Genomic DNA, 15,163 nt, shown 5'->3' with positions numbered 1-15,163 from the left:
CGCGCTCAGCCCGCGCAGGCCCGGTCGGCGGTGGTGACCCGGTCGATGTGGACGGCGAGTTCGCCGACCGTCATGGCCAGGATCTGTTCGATGTCCTTCTCGGCGAGCAGGCCGAGGAGGTCCACCCCCGTGCCGTAGCGCTGCTGCAGCAGTTCGGCCAGGGCGACGAACTCGATGCTCTCCAGCGCCAGATCGTCGTTGAAGGTGGTCGCGGCGGTGATCGGCCCGACGACGAGGAGTTCCTCGCCGGCGACGCGCACCAGCATGTCGGTGATCTCGTCCAGGATCGGACGGATGCGCTCGGGGTGGGCGTCAGCTGGCATGGGTGGCCTCCGTGGGGGTGAGGGTGTCGGTGCCCGCAGGGTCCTCGGGACGCGGGCCGGTCCAGGCGACGACATGGCGCGCGGACCGGTCGTGGACGGAGTCGAGGTGGACGAGGTGGTCCCGGCCGTCGGGTGCGGCCAGCAGGAGCGCGCCGCCCGGTGCGGAGGTGACGGCCCACTCCTCCGCCCGGACCCCGGTGCCGCCGCGCGTCGCCCGGGCCGCCGCCCGCTTGGCGCACCACAGCGCGGTGAGCCAGTGGGCGCGGTCCCCGCCGGGCGGCGCCTCGCGGGCGAGGAGGGCGTCGGCCAGGCGGTGTTCGGCCGGGGTGAGGGCGAGCCGTCGCAGGTCCCGCGGATCGTCGGTGACGGTTTCGACGGCGATTCCGGCGGGGCCCGACCGGCGGGCGAGGGCGACCGCGAACCGCTCCCGGCAGGCGACGGCGAGCCGGATGCCGTCGGCGAGCGGGCCCTCCGGGCGGGGCCGGCCGCCACCGTCCTCGACGAGGGGGATCTCGACCGGGAAGACGGGCCCGGCTCCCGCTTCCCACAGCAGCTCGCGCACCGCGTCCTTGGCCGCGATCCGGCCCAGCAGCCATGCCGCGCGGTCCCGGGGCGCGCAGCGGTCATAGCGTGCGCGTTCGGCGGCGCCCAGATAGCGGCGCATGACCAGCTCCTGCGACGCCGGGTCCGGCCAGCGGCGCCGGGCCAGGGTCCAGCCGCCCGGCCGGGGTTCGCCGATGCCGCAGACCTCCGGTGTGAACTTCATCGGCCAGACCCGCTCGTCGGCGGCGAAGCGCCGGTACGTCCAGCCCTCCAGGTGCGCCCACACCCGGCCGTCGGCGCCGCACAGCTCGACGTCGCCGCGCACCGAACCGGGCCCCACCTCGCGGATCCGGGCGGTGGCCGTCAGCAGCGCGCCCTCGCGGGGCGGCGGCCCGTGGAGCCGTACCCGCTCTAGAGTCGCGGGGAAGACGAGCCGGTCGCCGCTCAGTTTCAGCTGCATCCAGTGGCCGAGGAGCTGCCCGGCGGCGTCCAGGAGGGCGCCCGGCGCGGGCAGTGCGCGCAGCGTTCCGCGGATGCCGTCGGCGGCGAGCGTGGTGACCTCGTGGACCCCGGCGAACGCCGGGCCGTGGAACATCCACCGGTCGCGGTAGAGGGCCTGGGCGCTGACCGGCGCGGGGCCGCCGGACGTCAGCGGCGCGGGGTCGGGGGCCGGCGGGGGCGGGTGGTGTGCGGCGAGGTGGACGGTGACGGCGGCGTACTCGCCGAGGTCCACCCGGATACGGCCGGGCCCGGCGGGGGTGGCGGTGACCGTCAGGTCGACGGGTGGGGCGACGGGCAGCCAGCGCAGCGCCCGTACGTCGGAGTAACCGGTGACGGTGTGCCCGGGGTCGGCGTCGCGGGCCGCTTCGGCGGCCAGCTCCAGCAGGGTGGTCATGGGGACCACGGGGAAGCGGTCGGCGGGCTCGGGCCAGTCGTCGGGCTGGAGGTAGACGCAGTGGTCGCGGACGTAGGGGAGGGTGTCGAGGGAGAGGCGGCGGACGCTGCGGCGGGGGCCGGGGCGGGGCGACGCCGCCGGGGCGGCCGCGGCGGCCAGCGCGCGGGTCGCGGCGGCCGTTTCGGCCAGGACGTCGTCCAGGGCGCGCCGGACGGGGTCCGCGGCGGGGGACGACGGTGGTGGGGACGACGGTGGTAGGGACGACGGTGGTAGGGGCGGTGGTGGGGACGGCGTGTCGGCGGGCGGGTGGAGCGGGGTGCGCGGCGCCGCGTCGCCGAGGCGGACGAGCGGGGTGCCGAGGTCCAGCCGGACCGCACCGGCCGCGCCCGCCCGCGGCGCGAGCCGGTCCCAGCGGGGGCTGAGCCCCTCGGTCCACAGCGCGGCGGCCAGGCGGCGCAGTTGCGCCCTTGCAGTGTGGCGGGGGTCGGCGGCCGCCACGGCGAGGTGGTCCCGGTCGTGCAGGGTGTCGGCCACGAAGCCGGTGAGGCTGCCGGCTCCGGCCTGGACGAAGACGCGGACGCCGGTGTCGTACAGCCGTCTGGTCAGTTCCTGGAAGCGGACCGGTTCCAGCAGGTGCCGCAGCACCAGGCGGCGCACGGCGGAGGCGTCGTGCGGGAAGGGGGCGGCGGTGGTCGCCGACCACACGGGCAGCCGTGGGTCCCGCAGCGGCAGGGCGTCGAAGGCGGCGCGGGCCTGGTCGAGGTAGGGCGCCCACATCGGCGTGTGGAAGCCGGAGCGGAAGGGCATCTCCTGGGCCCGTACGCCCTGGGCGGCGAGCCGGCGTACGGCCTCGGCCAGCTGCGGCCCGTCCCCGCAGATCACCGACTGGTGCGGGCAGTTGTCATGGCTGACCGCGACCCGCGCCAGGCCCTCCAGCGCCGCGGCGGCCTGCCGCGCACCGCAGCCCAGGGCCGCGTAGACCAGGTCGGGTACGGCGAGGGAGGTCGGCCGCAGCGAGTCGAGGAAGGTGTCCACGGCCTGCGCCGGATACATGCCGGCGCAGACCATGGCGGTCCATTCGCCGAGGCTGTGTCCGGTCAGCAGGTCGGGGGCGATGCCCAGTTCGGCCAGCGCGCGGGCGAGCAGCCGGCCGACGGCGACGCTGTCGACGGCCCGTTCGACCAGGCCGTCGCCGCCACTTCGCCGTGGGCGGGGCAGCCCCAGCTGGTCGGCGGCGTCGTCGACGCGGGGCGGCGGCTCCGCCTCCAGTCCCGGGAAGAGCAGGGCCAGCCGCGCCCCCGGCTCCTGGCCGTACGGCCCGAAGTACGGGCTGGGGGTGAACCAGATGTCGCCGCGGCCGCGCCAGGGCAGTGTCCGCGCCAGGACCCGGGCGGCCAGGGCGCGGCGCTGGGGGGTGGGGTCGATCAGGGCGAGGCGGCAGGGGGCGTGGCGGGGCGGGGTCGGCGCGCCGCTGTCCTCGTCCCGTGCGCCACTGTCCCTGTCACGTGGACCGCTGTCGGCCTCACGCAGGGCGTGTGCCAGTTCTTCCGGGGTGCGTGCGGCGAGCAGAACGGTGCGTTCCGGTTCCGCGACGCGCAGCGCCGCCCTGTGCGGCGGGGTGCTGGGCGGTGCGGGCGGCGGGGCGGCGGGGCTCCGGTGTCCCGGCGCCTCTTCGAGGACCGCGTGGGCGTTGATCCCGCCGAACCCGAAGGCGTTGACGCCGGCCCGCAGGGGGTGCCGCGACCCGGCGTCCCAGGGTTCGGCCTCGGTGACCGGGCGCATGCGGGTGGGGGCCAGGCCCTCGTGCGGCTCGTCCAGGTGCAGGGTGGGCGGCAGGGTCCGGTGGTGCACGGCGAGGGCGGCCTTGATCAGCCCGGCGATGCCGGCGGCCTGCATGGTGTGGCCCAGCATCGACTTCACCGATCCCAGGCCGACCGGCGTACGCCCCCTTCCGGCGGGCCCGAACACCCGGGCCAGGGTGTCGAGTTCCGCCGCGTCACCGACCGGTGTTCCGGTGCCGTGCGCCTCCAGCAGCCCGAGCGCCGCCGGGTCCTGCGGGTCGAGCCCGGCCTCGCGCCAGGCCTGCGTCAACGCGGCCACCTGGCCGTCCACCTGAGGGCTCATCAGGCTCGCGGTGCGTCCGTCGCCGGCCACTCCCACGGCCCGGACAACCGCGTAGACCCGGTCGCCGTCGCGCTCGGCGTCGGCCAGCCGTTTGAGGAGGACGACACCGGTGCCCTCGGACAGCAGGGTGCCGTCGGCCCGCCGGTCGAAGGGGCGGATGCGCTGGGTGGGGCTGAGGGCCCGCAGCTGGGTGAAGACGCTCCACAGGGTCGCGCTGTGGCAGTGGTGTACGGCGCCGGCGACCATCAGGTCGCAGCGGCCGGCGGCCAGCAGTCCGGCGGCCTGCTCCACGGCCAGCAGCGAGGAGGCGCAGGCCGCGTCGAGGGTGTAGGCGGGGCCCCGGAAGTCCAGCCGGTTGGCGGTCCGGGCGGCGGTGAAGCTGGGCACCAGGCCGATGGAGGCCTCCGGCTGTTCGGGACCCAGGCTCTCCTGGAAGGCCTCCCGGACCGCCCGGATTCTCGACTCGCCCAGTTCCGGGGCGAGTTCGCGCAGGGTGGCGGCGAGCTGGTGGGCGGTGCGGACGCGCTGGTCGAGCCGGGCGGTGGCCGCTCCCATGAAGCCGCCGCGGCCGAGGATCACGCCGATCCGGGAGCGGTCGGCGGGCAGCCGGCCCTGGCCGCCCGCGTCGGCGACGGCGGCGGCGATGGCACGCAGGGCGAGCAACTGGTCGGGCTCGGCGCCGGCGACGGCGGCGGGCATGATGCCGAAGCGGGTCGGGTCGAAGGCGGTCGGCCCGGCCAGGAAGCCGCCGCGCCGGCAGTAGAAGCGGTCGCTGCGGGCGGGGCCTTCGGCGCCCGCCGGGTCGTAGTAGACCTCCGGGTCCCAGCGGCCGGGCGGCACGTCGGTGACGCAGTCCGTGCCGGCCACCAGGTTGCGCCAGTACGCGGCGAGGTCGTCGGCGCCGGGGAAGATCGCCCCCATCCCGACGATCGCGGCGTCCGTGGGCCGGGGGCCGGCCCGGTGCCCGTTGCGCTCACTCATCGCCCGCCGCCTCGCCGGCCGCCTCCGCCGCCAGTACGACCTGGGGCGCTGTGCCATGGGCCAGTTCGTCCAGGAGGGCGGCGACCGCGGCGTCGGGGTCCAGCAGCGGGATGCCGCGGCGCGCGTAGGCGCGGGCCAGCTCCGGGGTGACCATGCCGCCGCCGGTGGCCGCCCACGGGCCCCAGTCGACGGCGAGCACACGGTGCGCCGTTCGGGCCGACCAGGCGCGCGCGAGGGTGTCCAGGGCGTCGTTGGCGGCGGCGTAGTCGGCCTGGCCCCGGTTGCCGAAGACCCCGGCGACGCTGCCGAAGAGGACGAGGAAGCCGGTGTCGTCGCCGGCGGCGGCGAGCAGATGGCGGGCGCCGTCGACCTTGGTGGCGAAGACCCGGGCGAAGGAGTCCGGGTCCTTGTCCCGCAGCAGCCTGTCCTCCAGCGTGCCCGCGCCGTGCACGATCCCGTCGAGGCGGCCGTGCCGGTCCCGGATGTCTCGCGCCACGGCGCGCACCGCCGCGGCGTCGGTGACGTCGGCGGCGTGGTAGCGCACGGAGGCGGCGTGCGGTTCCAGTGCGGCGAGCGTCGCGGTGATCTCGCGCCGGGCGAGGATCTCGGTGGCCGCCGCCTCGATCTCGGCGGGTCTGCGCAGCCCTTGGGAGATCAGCGCGGCGCGCAGGGTGATGCGGTCGGGGGCGTGGGCGAGGGCCGGGTCCTCGGGGGCCTCGGATCGGGGCGTACGTCCCAGGAGTTCGATGTGGCAGCCGTGGGTGCGGGCCAGCGCGAGGGCCGTACGGGCGGTGATGCCGCGGGCGCCGCCGGTCAGCAGCACCACGGAGCCGGGGCCCAGCGGTGTGCGGTCCGCGGCGGTGCGGGCCTCCGGCAGCGGGGTGCGCACGGTGCGCAGGGTGGTGCGGGTGCCGTTGGTACGGCCGACGACGACCGGCTCCCCGGGGGCGCAGAGTTCGTCCATCAGGTGGGCGGCGATGCGTTCCGGGCGGTCCTTGGGGTCGATGTCCACGGCGCGGATCAGGGCGTCGGGGTATTCGAGCGCGGCGGTACGGGCGAAGCCGCGCAGTCCGGCGCCCGGACAGGGGTCTCCCCTGCTCGAACGGAGTTGAGAGCTTGGGGAAGGGTCGGGGGCATGGGCGGCGTCGTCCTGCCCGAACGTGCCGCCGGCCGCGGTGGCGAGCAGCAGCCAGCGGGCGCCGCCGGTCAGGGCGGTGCGCAACCCCGCGTACTGTCCCGGCAGTACGGCGGTGCGGCCCGCCCGCAGCGCGCTGAGGTCGACCACCCCGTGCGCGGTGATCTGGGCCAGCCGCTCGGCGGGGACCGTACGCACCCGGGCCCCATGGCTCTCCAGCAGGGCGGTGAGCGCGAGCGCCACGCCCTGTCCGTCCTCCACCACGGCGAATTCGGCGCCCGCCACCATCTCGGCGGGCGGGCGGCCCGCGGGTGGGCCCAGCGGGGCGATGCCGACGAGGTGGCGGGTGGGGGGCCGCCCGGCTGCCGGGCCGGCGGCGGGCGCGGGGACGGCGGGCGGGCCCGGTACGGGTTCGGGGGTCGCGGACGGCCCCGGCGCCGGTTCGGGGGTCGTGGGCGGATCCGGCGCGGGTTCAGGGGTGGCGGCGGCGATCCGTTCGACGATGCCGCTGATGGTCTTGACCCGGGACAGCTCCTCCACCACCGACTCCACGGCCCCGTCCGCGTCCTGCGGCAGCCCGATCCGGTCGGCCAGCGCCCCGATGATCTCCACCCGCTTGATGGAGTCCACCGAGAGGTCGGCCTCCAGGTCGAGTCCGGCGTCGAGCATCTCCCGGGGGTAGCCGGTGCGGGTGTGGATGATCTCGCGTACCGCGTCGAGGAGTTGGTCGGGGGTCAGGCGCGCCGGCCGGGGGTCCGGGGCGGGCTCGGCCCGGGTGGCGGCTCCGGTCTCGGCCCCGGTGTCGGCTCCGGCCGGGTCGGTCCCGGCCAGGTCGGCCCCACCGTACGGCGGGAGCGGCCGCTCCGACGCGGGCGCGGTCCACGGGGCCGCGGGTGCGGTCCGCGGGGCCGCGGGTGCGGTCCGCGGGGCCGCGGGCGCCGTCTCGCCCAAGTACCGCAGCACCACGTCCCGTTGCGCCACCACCAGCTCGCGCGCACCGCGCAGATACTCCAGGACCGCGTCCTGCCGCGCCGCTTCCCCCGGGGCGGCGGGGCCGTCGTCCGGTGCCGCCGCCACCCGCCGCGCCGGACGCAGCCCGCCCGGCAGGCAGGCGCCGTCGGCGGTGCGCACCAGGTGCCCGTCCACCAGCCACCCGGGGCGGCGCGGCGCCTCCTCGGGCAGTGCGCGGGTGCGCCCGCGGAACAGCGCCTCCGGGTCGACGGGGACGCCCGCGGCGGCGAGCCGGGCCAGCACATACGGCAGCCGGGCCAGGCCGGGCTCACCGGGCACGTCCAACGCCACGGCGGTGTGTGGGCGTTCGCCCAGGATGCGGCCGACGAGACCGGTGAGCACCCGGCCGGGCCCGGCCTCCACGAAGGTGCGCACCCCGGCGGCGTACATGTCCTCGATCTGGTCCACGAAGCGCACCGGCGCGGCGACCTGCCCGGCCAGGGTGTCGCGGAGCGCGGAGGTCTCGCGGCCGTAGGGGCGGGCGGTGGCGCCCGACCAGACGGGGAACGCGGGCCCCGACAGCCGCGTGGCGCGCAGCTCCTCGGCCAGCTCCGCGCCCGCCGGCTCCAGCCGGGGGCTGTGGAAGGCGCAGGCGACCTGGATGCGCCGCGCCTCGGCGCCGGCCGCACACAGCGCCGCCACGGCCTGCTCCACGGCGTCGGCGGGTCCGGAGATCACGCTCTGTTCGGGCGCGTTGTGGTTGGCGACCACGACTCCGGGCGTGCCGCGGGTCAGCTCCCGTACGCGGGCGGGAGCGGCGGCCACGGCGGCCATCGCCCCGGGGTCGTCCCCGGCGGCCCGGACGATCGCCGCGGCACGGCGGTCGCTGAGCCTGAGCAGCGCCTCGGTGTCGTAGGCGCCGGCCGCCCACAGCGCGGTCAGCTCGCCGAAGGAGTGGCCCGCCGCGCAGTCCGGGCGCACCCCGAGCGTGGTGAGCAGCCGGTGCGCGGCGACGGAGGCGAGGCCCAGGGCCGGCTGGGCGACGCGGGTGTCGGTCAGGGCGGCGGACTGGGCCCTTCGCTGCTCGGCGGTGAAGGCGGTGGGCGGGAACATGGCCGCGACGCAGTCCGGGTCGGCGTCGTCCAGGAGGCCGCGCAGCGCGGGGAAGGCGACGAACAGTTCGCCCAGCATCCCGGTGCGCTGACTGCCCTGGCCGGGGAAGAGGAAGGCGACCAGGCCGGGGTCGGCGTCCTCCTGGCGCGGGTGGACGCCGTCGGTGGCCGCGTAGCGCCGCGCCGCGTCCAGCCGGGCGGCGAGCTGGTCGAGGTCCTCGGCGACGACACAGACCTGTAGGGGCGCGTCGGCCGCGGTCGCGGCGGTCGCGGCGGCCAGATCGCGCAGCGGCCAGGGCCGCCCGGCCGCGTCGTTGTCCGCCAGGCGCGCGGCGAGTCGGTCGATGGCCGCCATGGCGGCGGCGCGGTCGGCCCCGCGGAAGCAGAACAGCTCGGCGGGCCACTCCTGCAGGGTGTGGGCGGGCTCGTCGGCGCCCGGATAACCGGCGAGCACCGCGTGGTAGTTGGTGCCGCCGAAGCCGAAGGCGCTGACCCCGGCGACGCGGCGTTCGACGGGGGCCGTCCAGGGCCGGGCGCCGCCGGCCTCGAAGCGGAACGGCCCGGTGTCGGCCCCCGGCCGGGTCAGATGCAGGGTCGGTGGCCGCACCCCGGCGTGCACGGCGCGTGCGGTCTTGATGAGTCCGGCCAGCCCGGCCGCGCATTTGGTGTGTCCGATCTGCGACTTGACCGAGCCCAGTGTGCAGCTGCCCGGTGCGGCCCCCGCGGCCTGGAACAGGTCGGTGAGGACGGCGAGTTCGGTGGCGTCACCGACGACGGTGCCGGTGCCGTGCGCTTCGAGGAGGCCCACCTGGGCCGGGCTGATGCCGGCGCGGCGGTAGGCGCGTTCCAGGGCGCGGCGCTGTCCCTCGGGCCGTGGCGCGGTCAGGCCGAGCGACCGCCCGTCGCTCGCGCTGCCGACGGCCTTGACCACCGCGTAGATCCGGTCGCCGTCCCGCTCGGCGTCCTCGACGCGTTTGAGGACCAGCGCGCCGACGCCCTCGCCGAGCGCGATGCCGTCGGCGGCCGCGTCGAAGGGGCGGCACCGGCCGGTGGGCGACAGGGCGCGCACGGACGCGAACATCAGGTAGTCGTTGATGCCGTTGTGCACGTCGGCGCCGCCGCACAGGACCATGTCGGCGTCCCGGTCGCGCAGTTGGCGGCAGGCCAGGTCCAGCGCGGCGAGCGACGAGGCGCAGGCGGCGTCCACGGTGCAGTTGGCGCCGCCCAGGTCCAGGCGGCTCGCGATCCGCCCGGCGATGACGTTGGCGAGCACTCCGGGGAAGGAGTCCTCGGTCAGCCGGGGCAGTTCGGCGTCCAGGGCGGGCGGCAGGTCGCCCAGGTAGGCGGGGTGCAGTGCGCGCAGGCCGTAGGCGCCGGCCAGTTCGGTGCCGGCCTCGGCGCCGAAGACGACGCCGGTGCGGGCGCGGTCGAAGTCGCGGTCGGCGTATCCGGCGTCCGCCAGGGCCTTGGCGGACGCGTCCAGGGCGAGCAGCTGCACGGGTTCGATGCCGGTGAGGGAGGCCGGCGGGATGCCGTGGGCCAGGGCGTCGAAGGGGATGGGAGGCAGGAATCCGCCCCACCGCGAGGGGGTGCGCTCGCCCGCCCGCGCGGGGTCCGGGTCGTGGTAGGTGGCGGCGTCCCAGCGCTCGGCGGGCACCTCGGTGACGGAGTCGACGCCGGCGACGACGTTCGACCAGTAGCGGGCGGTGTCGGGCGCGCCCGGATAGCAGCAGGCCATGCCGACGATGGCGATGTCCAGCGGCGCCGCCTGCCGGTCCTGGTGCCCGGCGGGTGGCCGAAGCTGCTTCGCCCGGGCGTCGAGCAGTGCGCTCGCCCCTTCGGTGACGTCGGTGTGCAGCGCGGCGAGGGAGGTGGTGGCGCCGCGGGCGGTGGCGGCCTGGCCCAGCATGTACAGGCCCTCGCGCAGCTGGTCCGGCTCCCCCACCGGTGCCGGCGGACCGCCGTCGGTGTGGCGCAGGCCCTTGCTCGCGATCCGCAGCCGCCCGAGGTTGCGCCGCTCAAGCTCCTCCCACCGGGTCCGCGGGTCCACGCCGTCCGCCGCGAGCCGCTGCTCGGCCGCGGCGAACTCCGCGGCGTAGGCGGTCTCGGCGCAGCGCGTGGCGTGCCCGGGCGCGGTCCGCAGCAGTACGGTCCGCTCGCAGGCCAGCGCGGTGTCCTGGAAAGCCGGTTGGACGGCGCCGGTGGCCACGGCCTCCTCGGTGAAGAGGTAGGCGGTGCCCATCAGGACACCGATCCGGGCGCCGCGCTCGGCGAGCGGGGCGGCGGCGGCCGCGGCCATGGCGGCGGAGCGGGCGTCGTGGATGCCGCCCGCGAAGAGCACATCGAACTCCTCGGCGGTGCCGCGGTGCTCCCGGTCGTGGGCCAGCAGCCGCTCGATCTGCTCCTCCCACAGTGGGAAGCTGGCCCGGGGGCCGGTGTGGCCACCGCACTCCTGCCCCTCGAAGACGAATCTGCGGGCGCCTTCGGCCAGGTAGCGCTCCAGCAGGCCGGGCGAGGGGACGTGCAGGTAGGTCCGGGTCCCGGCGGCTTCGAGCGGCGCGGACTGGGCGGGCCGGCCGCCGGCGATGAGGGCGTAGGCGGGGGCGAACTCGGCGACCGCGGCGAGCTGGGCGCGGCGCAGTTCGGGCGGTGCGAAGCCGAGCAGGCCCACGCCCCACGGGCGCTCCCCCAGCCGCTCGGCGGTCTCGGCCAGCAGCCGGCGCACCTGCTCGCCGTCCATGACCGCGAGGGCGAGAAAGGGCAGCCCGCCCTCGGCGGCCACCGCGGCGGCGAACCCGGCCTCGTCGCTGACCCGGGTCATCGGCCCTTGGGCCACCGGGAGATGGCGGGCGGCGGGGCGGGGCGCGAGCGGCCGGATGCGGGCGGCCGTGGCGAGGTGACCGGTCAGGGCGGACCGTACGGCCGCAAGGATGCCGCCGGTGGTGCGGTGCCGCGCGGCGAGCCGGGCGGCGAACGCGCCGTCCTGGCCGACGGGGAGCGGGTCGGTGCGCAGATCCGGGCGGGTCAGGACGCGGTGGCCGTCGACGAGGGCGGGCTCGCTGCCGTCCATGGCCCGCAGGGCGGCGGCCAGCGCGCGGGGCAGCCGCTGTTCGCCCTCGGTGGTCAGCGCGAGCTGGGTGTCGAGCAGCACACCGGCCGCGCCGCCGGCGACGGCCGCGGCGGCGGTGTGCGGGCCGATGCCGCCGGCCGCGAGGACGGGGACGGTGGTGCCCGGGTCGGCGAGGACGCGCTGCAGCAGTACGCAGGTGGTGAGTTCACCGACCCGGCCGCCGGACTCATGGCCGCGGACGACCAGCGCTTCGGCGCCGGCGGCGCTGGCGGCCGCGGCCTCCTGGGGGCTGGTGACCTCGGCCCATACCCGGCGCCGGCCGCCGTCGGACCAGTCGTGGCGGCCCGCGGCCCCATGCCGCGCGGTGGCGGTGAACTGCCCCGGGTCGGCGAGCAGCACGGTGTCGACCGCGGCCGGCAGATCGCCGGGGGTCAGCGGGCAGCCCACCGGTACGCGTACGCCGTGCGGCCGCCGCAGCCGGCGGGCGAGCCCGGCGAGGGCGGTGCGCGCCGGGCCGGCGTGGCGGCCGAGGTCCAGCAGGCCGAGCGCGCCGGCGCGTTCGGCGGCCGCGACGATCCGTTCGTCCGGCTGCTCGAAGGGCGAGAGCGCGACGACGAGGTCGCGGCCGGTCGCGGCCGGCCGCGCGGATCTCGGACGGGGGGAGGTGCCGGAGTGAGGGGGGCGGGAGACCACGGGCGCTCCTTGTGCTGCGTGGGGGACGGACACGCTGACCACTGCCACCTGCGGTAACCAGCGGTATCCCGCTGATGCCGATGCATCGTGGGCCCACCCCCTTGCACTGTCAACGACCTTGCGTCAGGCGGTGGTTGATTCCGCCAAGGTCACCACTGCGGTGGCCGGGCGCCCCGCTTCGGCCCGCTCCCCCGGTCCCGACCTGCGCTTGTGCGCCGCGCGCCGCCCCGTATCCGCATACCGACGCGCCGGTCCGCGCCGCCCCGTCCCATGCCCGCCCGGCATGGTTCGGTGCCGAGCGGGTCTTGCCCCGTCCCCCGGCGGACATCGCCGCGCCATCGCTCCGATGCCCGCTGCGTCTTACGGGTTCACCCCGACCCGGCTACGGTCCGCGCATGGCCCTCACCCTCCAGCAACTGCGTTATCTGGTCGCGGTCGCGGACTGCCGGTCCATCACCGCCGCGGCCGCCGCCGTCTATGTGGCCCAGCCCGCGCTCTCTCGCGCCGTCCAGGCCCTGGAACGCGACCTGGACGTGGCGCTGGTGACCCGCAAGGGCCGTGGCGTGGAGTTGACGTGCGAAGGGGCCCGGGTGGTGCGCCTGGCCCGTACGGTGCTGGCCGCCGTGGACGCGATCGAGGACATCGGCGCGGCGCACGGCGGGGGTGCCCGGGAGAAGCTGTGTGTCGTCGCCACCCCGACCCTGGCGATCGATCTCGCGGCCGAACTGCTGCCGGCCTTCACCGCGCGCCACCCGGGGGTGGACGTCCAGCTGATCCAGCGCAGCAGCCGCGAGGCGCTGGTCGAGTGCGTGACCGGCGGCTCGGCGGAACTCGGCCTGGTGGACCTTCCGGTGGACCAGCAGCTGTCCTCGCACCATCTCCAGGAGCGCGAGGTGGTGCTGGTCTCGCCGGCCGGCTCCGGGCTGCCCGACCCGCTTCCGCTCCGGCGGCTGGACGGACTGCCGATGGTGCTGCCGACCCGGGGCACCGGCAGGCGGACCGAGCTGGAGTCGATGTTCAGCCGGCTGGGTGTGCGCCCGGTGGCGGCGCTGGAGGTGGACGAGCGGCTGGCGTGGGTGGCGAGTGTGCTCGGCGGGCACGGCTCGCTGGTCTGGTACCGCGACATGGCGTCACGCACCTTCGGCTCGCGCGCCGAGGTCCGTTCGTTCCGCCCCGCACTGCTGCGCCCGGTCGGCATCGTGCACGCCCGGAGCCCGTTGAGCCGGCCGGCCCGCTCCTTCCTCGCACAGGCCCAGCGCACCGCCCCGGTCCGCGAACCGTCGCGCTGAGGGACCGGCCGCCGCACGCCATACCGGCCCGTTATCGCTCCCATGCCCAACGGGTGGCCGGGCGGCCTTGGCGTCGTGACCGCCCGCCGCCACCTTGAACCCATGTCCCCCCTCTCCCAGCTCCCCTCCGTGCTCCTCGCGACCGCCGCGCTCGCCGCCCCGCTCGTCGCGCACCCCCAGGCCACCGCCGCGCCCCAGCGCGCCTGCACACTCCCCGCCGGGCTGCAGGAGCTCAGCGGTCTGGGCGTGAGCGTCAAGCACCCCGGTGTCCTCTACGCGGTCAACGACAGCGGCAACACCCCTCAGGTGTTCGCCGTCGACTGCTCCGGCGCGACAGGGCGGCTCAGGGCCACCTTCACACTGGGCGGTACGGCCAACACCGACTGGGAGGCGCTGGCCGTCGGCCCCGACGACAACGGGCTTCCCTCGATCCATGTCGGCGACATCGGCGACAACTTCGCCGGCCGCGCCGAGATCTCGGTGCACCGCTTCGCCGAGCCCGACACGCTGGCGGACGCGACGGTGTCACCGGCCACCTTCCGCTTCGCCTACGCCGACGGCAGACACGACGCGGAGTCGCTGCTGATCGACCCGACGTCCCGTCAGCTGTATGTGGCCAGCAAGGTGCTGGGCGCCAAGGGCCGGCTCTACAAGGCGCCGCTGCCGCCGCTGCCGGGCCGGGTCAACACCCTCACCCCGCTGCGCGACGGCCCGTCCTGGGCGACCGACGGCGCGTACTCCCCGAGCGGCCGGTCGTATGTGGTGCGCAGCGGCGGACCGTTCGGCCCGAACACCGGCTATGTCCAAGGCCCGGACGGCAACCGGCTCGCCGAGGTGGCGCTGCCCGCCCAGCGGCAGGGCGAGGCGGTGGCCTACGCCGACTGCACGACCCTGCTCGTGGGCTCGGAGAACGACCGCCAGATCTGGCGGGTACCGCTGCCGCCCGAGGCGACGCCCGGCTGCTGAACCGTCAGTTCCCCTTCAGCACCTCGGGGTTGGCGCAGTGCAGCAGCGGCTCGCCGCGCAGATGGCGGCCCACCTCCTCGGCGACGATCCGCGCGGCCTTGTGGGCGACCTGCTGGCTGCCGCCGGCGATGTGCGGGGTGAGCACCGCGCCGGGGGTGGTCAGCAGGCGGGAGCCGGCGGGCAGCGGCTCCTCGGGGAAGACGTCGAAGCCGGCGCCGGCCAGGTGTCCGGAGTCCAGGGCGTCGCAGGCCGCGTCGTAGTCCAGCAGCGCGCCGCGGGCGCAGTTGACCAGGATCGAGCCGCGGGGCATCGCGGCGATCTGCGCGCGGCCGATCATGCCCTTGGTCTCCTCGGTGACCCGGGCGTGCAGCGAGACGATGCGGGAGCGGCCGAGCAGTTCGCCGAGCGGGACCTGCTCGGCGATACCGGCCAGGGCCTCGGGGCGCACGTACGGGTCGTGGACGAGGACCTGGGCGCCCATGGCGGCGAGCACCTTGGCGACCCGGCTGCCGATGGCGCCGAAGCCGATCAGGCCGACGGTGGCGCCGTCGATCTCGATGCCGCAGTTGTCGTAGTCGTAGTAGTCGCCGCGCCACACGCCGCGGCGCAGGTCGGTGTGGGTGTCGCCGACGCCGCGGGCCGCGGCCAGCATCAGGGTCAGGGTGTGCTCGGCGGTGGCGGTGGCGTTGCGGCCGGGGGCGTAGCAGACGGCGACGCCGTGGCGGGTGGCGGCTTCGAGGTTGGCGTTGACCGGACCGCCGCGGCTGGTGCAGAACAGCTTCAGGTCGGGGCAGTCGGCGAGGATCCGCTCGGTGAGCGGACCGTGCTCGGTGACGCAGATCTCGGCTCCCTGGAGGGCCTCGATCATCTCGTCCTCGCTTCCGGAGGCCTCGATGACCTCGGCGACCGGGCCGAAGGGGGTGTGCGGCCAGTCGAACCGGATCTCGCGGACGTCCAGCGGTGTGTCCCCGGCGGCCGCGCGTACGGCCTCGGTGAACAGGCTCGGGCGGATGAAGTGGTTGCCGGCGACGAGGACGGTGGTGCTCATGGGTTCCTTCTCCTGAAGGGCGGTACGGGGCCG

Annotated in this window: 6 protein-coding genes; 2 read left to right on the top strand and 4 right to left on the bottom strand. The window is 76.6% G+C overall.

The window, feature by feature from the left end; translation table 11 throughout:
• Window positions 1–5 precede the first annotated feature (5 nt).
• Genes ACZ5XZ_RS15450 through ACZ5XZ_RS15440 form a run of 3 tightly spaced genes read right to left on the bottom strand, consistent with a single transcriptional unit; the run spans window position 6 to window position 11,827 of the window.
• On the bottom strand, window positions 6–323 hold the full coding sequence (locus ACZ5XZ_RS15450; RefSeq protein ID WP_468978015.1) for a phosphopantetheine-binding protein: 318 nt from the start codon (window positions 321–323) through the stop codon (window positions 6–8).
• A complete protein-coding gene (locus tag ACZ5XZ_RS15445; protein WP_468978013.1) occupies window positions 313–4,866 on the bottom strand; it encodes a beta-ketoacyl synthase N-terminal-like domain-containing protein in 4,554 nt (1,517 codons plus the stop codon). The genes ACZ5XZ_RS15450 and ACZ5XZ_RS15445 overlap by 11 nt, the downstream gene beginning before the upstream one ends.
• Window positions 4,859–11,827: an SDR family NAD(P)-dependent oxidoreductase gene (locus ACZ5XZ_RS15440; RefSeq protein ID WP_468978012.1), complete on the bottom strand. Its 6,969-nt coding sequence runs from the start codon at window positions 11,825–11,827 to the stop codon at window positions 4,859–4,861. The genes ACZ5XZ_RS15445 and ACZ5XZ_RS15440 overlap by 8 nt, the downstream gene beginning before the upstream one ends.
• Window positions 11,828–12,222: 395 nt before the next feature.
• Here ACZ5XZ_RS15440 and ACZ5XZ_RS15435 point away from each other — a divergent pair, with 395 nt between their 5' ends.
• Both ACZ5XZ_RS15435 and ACZ5XZ_RS15430 read left to right on the top strand, forming a co-directional pair.
• A complete protein-coding gene (locus ACZ5XZ_RS15435) occupies window positions 12,223–13,116 on the top strand; it encodes a LysR family transcriptional regulator (RefSeq protein WP_468978009.1) in 894 nt (297 codons plus the stop codon).
• Between the two features lie 102 nt (window positions 13,117–13,218).
• On the top strand, window positions 13,219–14,082 hold the full coding sequence (locus ACZ5XZ_RS15430; RefSeq protein WP_468978007.1) for a hypothetical protein: 864 nt from the start codon (window positions 13,219–13,221) through the stop codon (window positions 14,080–14,082).
• Between the two features lie 4 nt (window positions 14,083–14,086).
• Here ACZ5XZ_RS15430 and ACZ5XZ_RS15425 read toward each other — a convergent pair whose 3' ends face one another.
• Window positions 14,087–15,130, bottom strand: coding sequence for a 2-hydroxyacid dehydrogenase (locus ACZ5XZ_RS15425; protein ID WP_468978006.1), 1,044 nt, complete (start codon window positions 15,128–15,130; stop codon window positions 14,087–14,089).
• Window positions 15,131–15,163: the final 33 nt, after the last annotated feature.

This window comes from Streptomyces sp. NPDC033270, assembly GCF_055576575.1.
Note: the sequence above shows the minus strand (reverse complement) of the source record. Positions and strands in the feature narration are given on the sequence as shown.

Coding starts and splice junctions, on each gene's coding strand:
- ACZ5XZ_RS15450 (WP_468978015.1), bottom strand. CDS start 323: ATGCCAGCTGACGCCCACCCCGAGCGCATCCGTCCGATCCTGGACGAG.
- ACZ5XZ_RS15445 (WP_468978013.1), bottom strand. CDS start 4,866: ATGAGTGAGCGCAACGGGCACCGGGCCGGCCCCCGGCCCACGGACGCC.
- ACZ5XZ_RS15435 (WP_468978009.1), top strand. CDS start 12,223: ATGGCCCTCACCCTCCAGCAACTGCGTTATCTGGTCGCGGTCGCGGAC.
- ACZ5XZ_RS15430 (WP_468978007.1), top strand. CDS start 13,219: ATGTCCCCCCTCTCCCAGCTCCCCTCCGTGCTCCTCGCGACCGCCGCG.
- ACZ5XZ_RS15425 (WP_468978006.1), bottom strand. CDS start 15,130: ATGAGCACCACCGTCCTCGTCGCCGGCAACCACTTCATCCGCCCGAGC.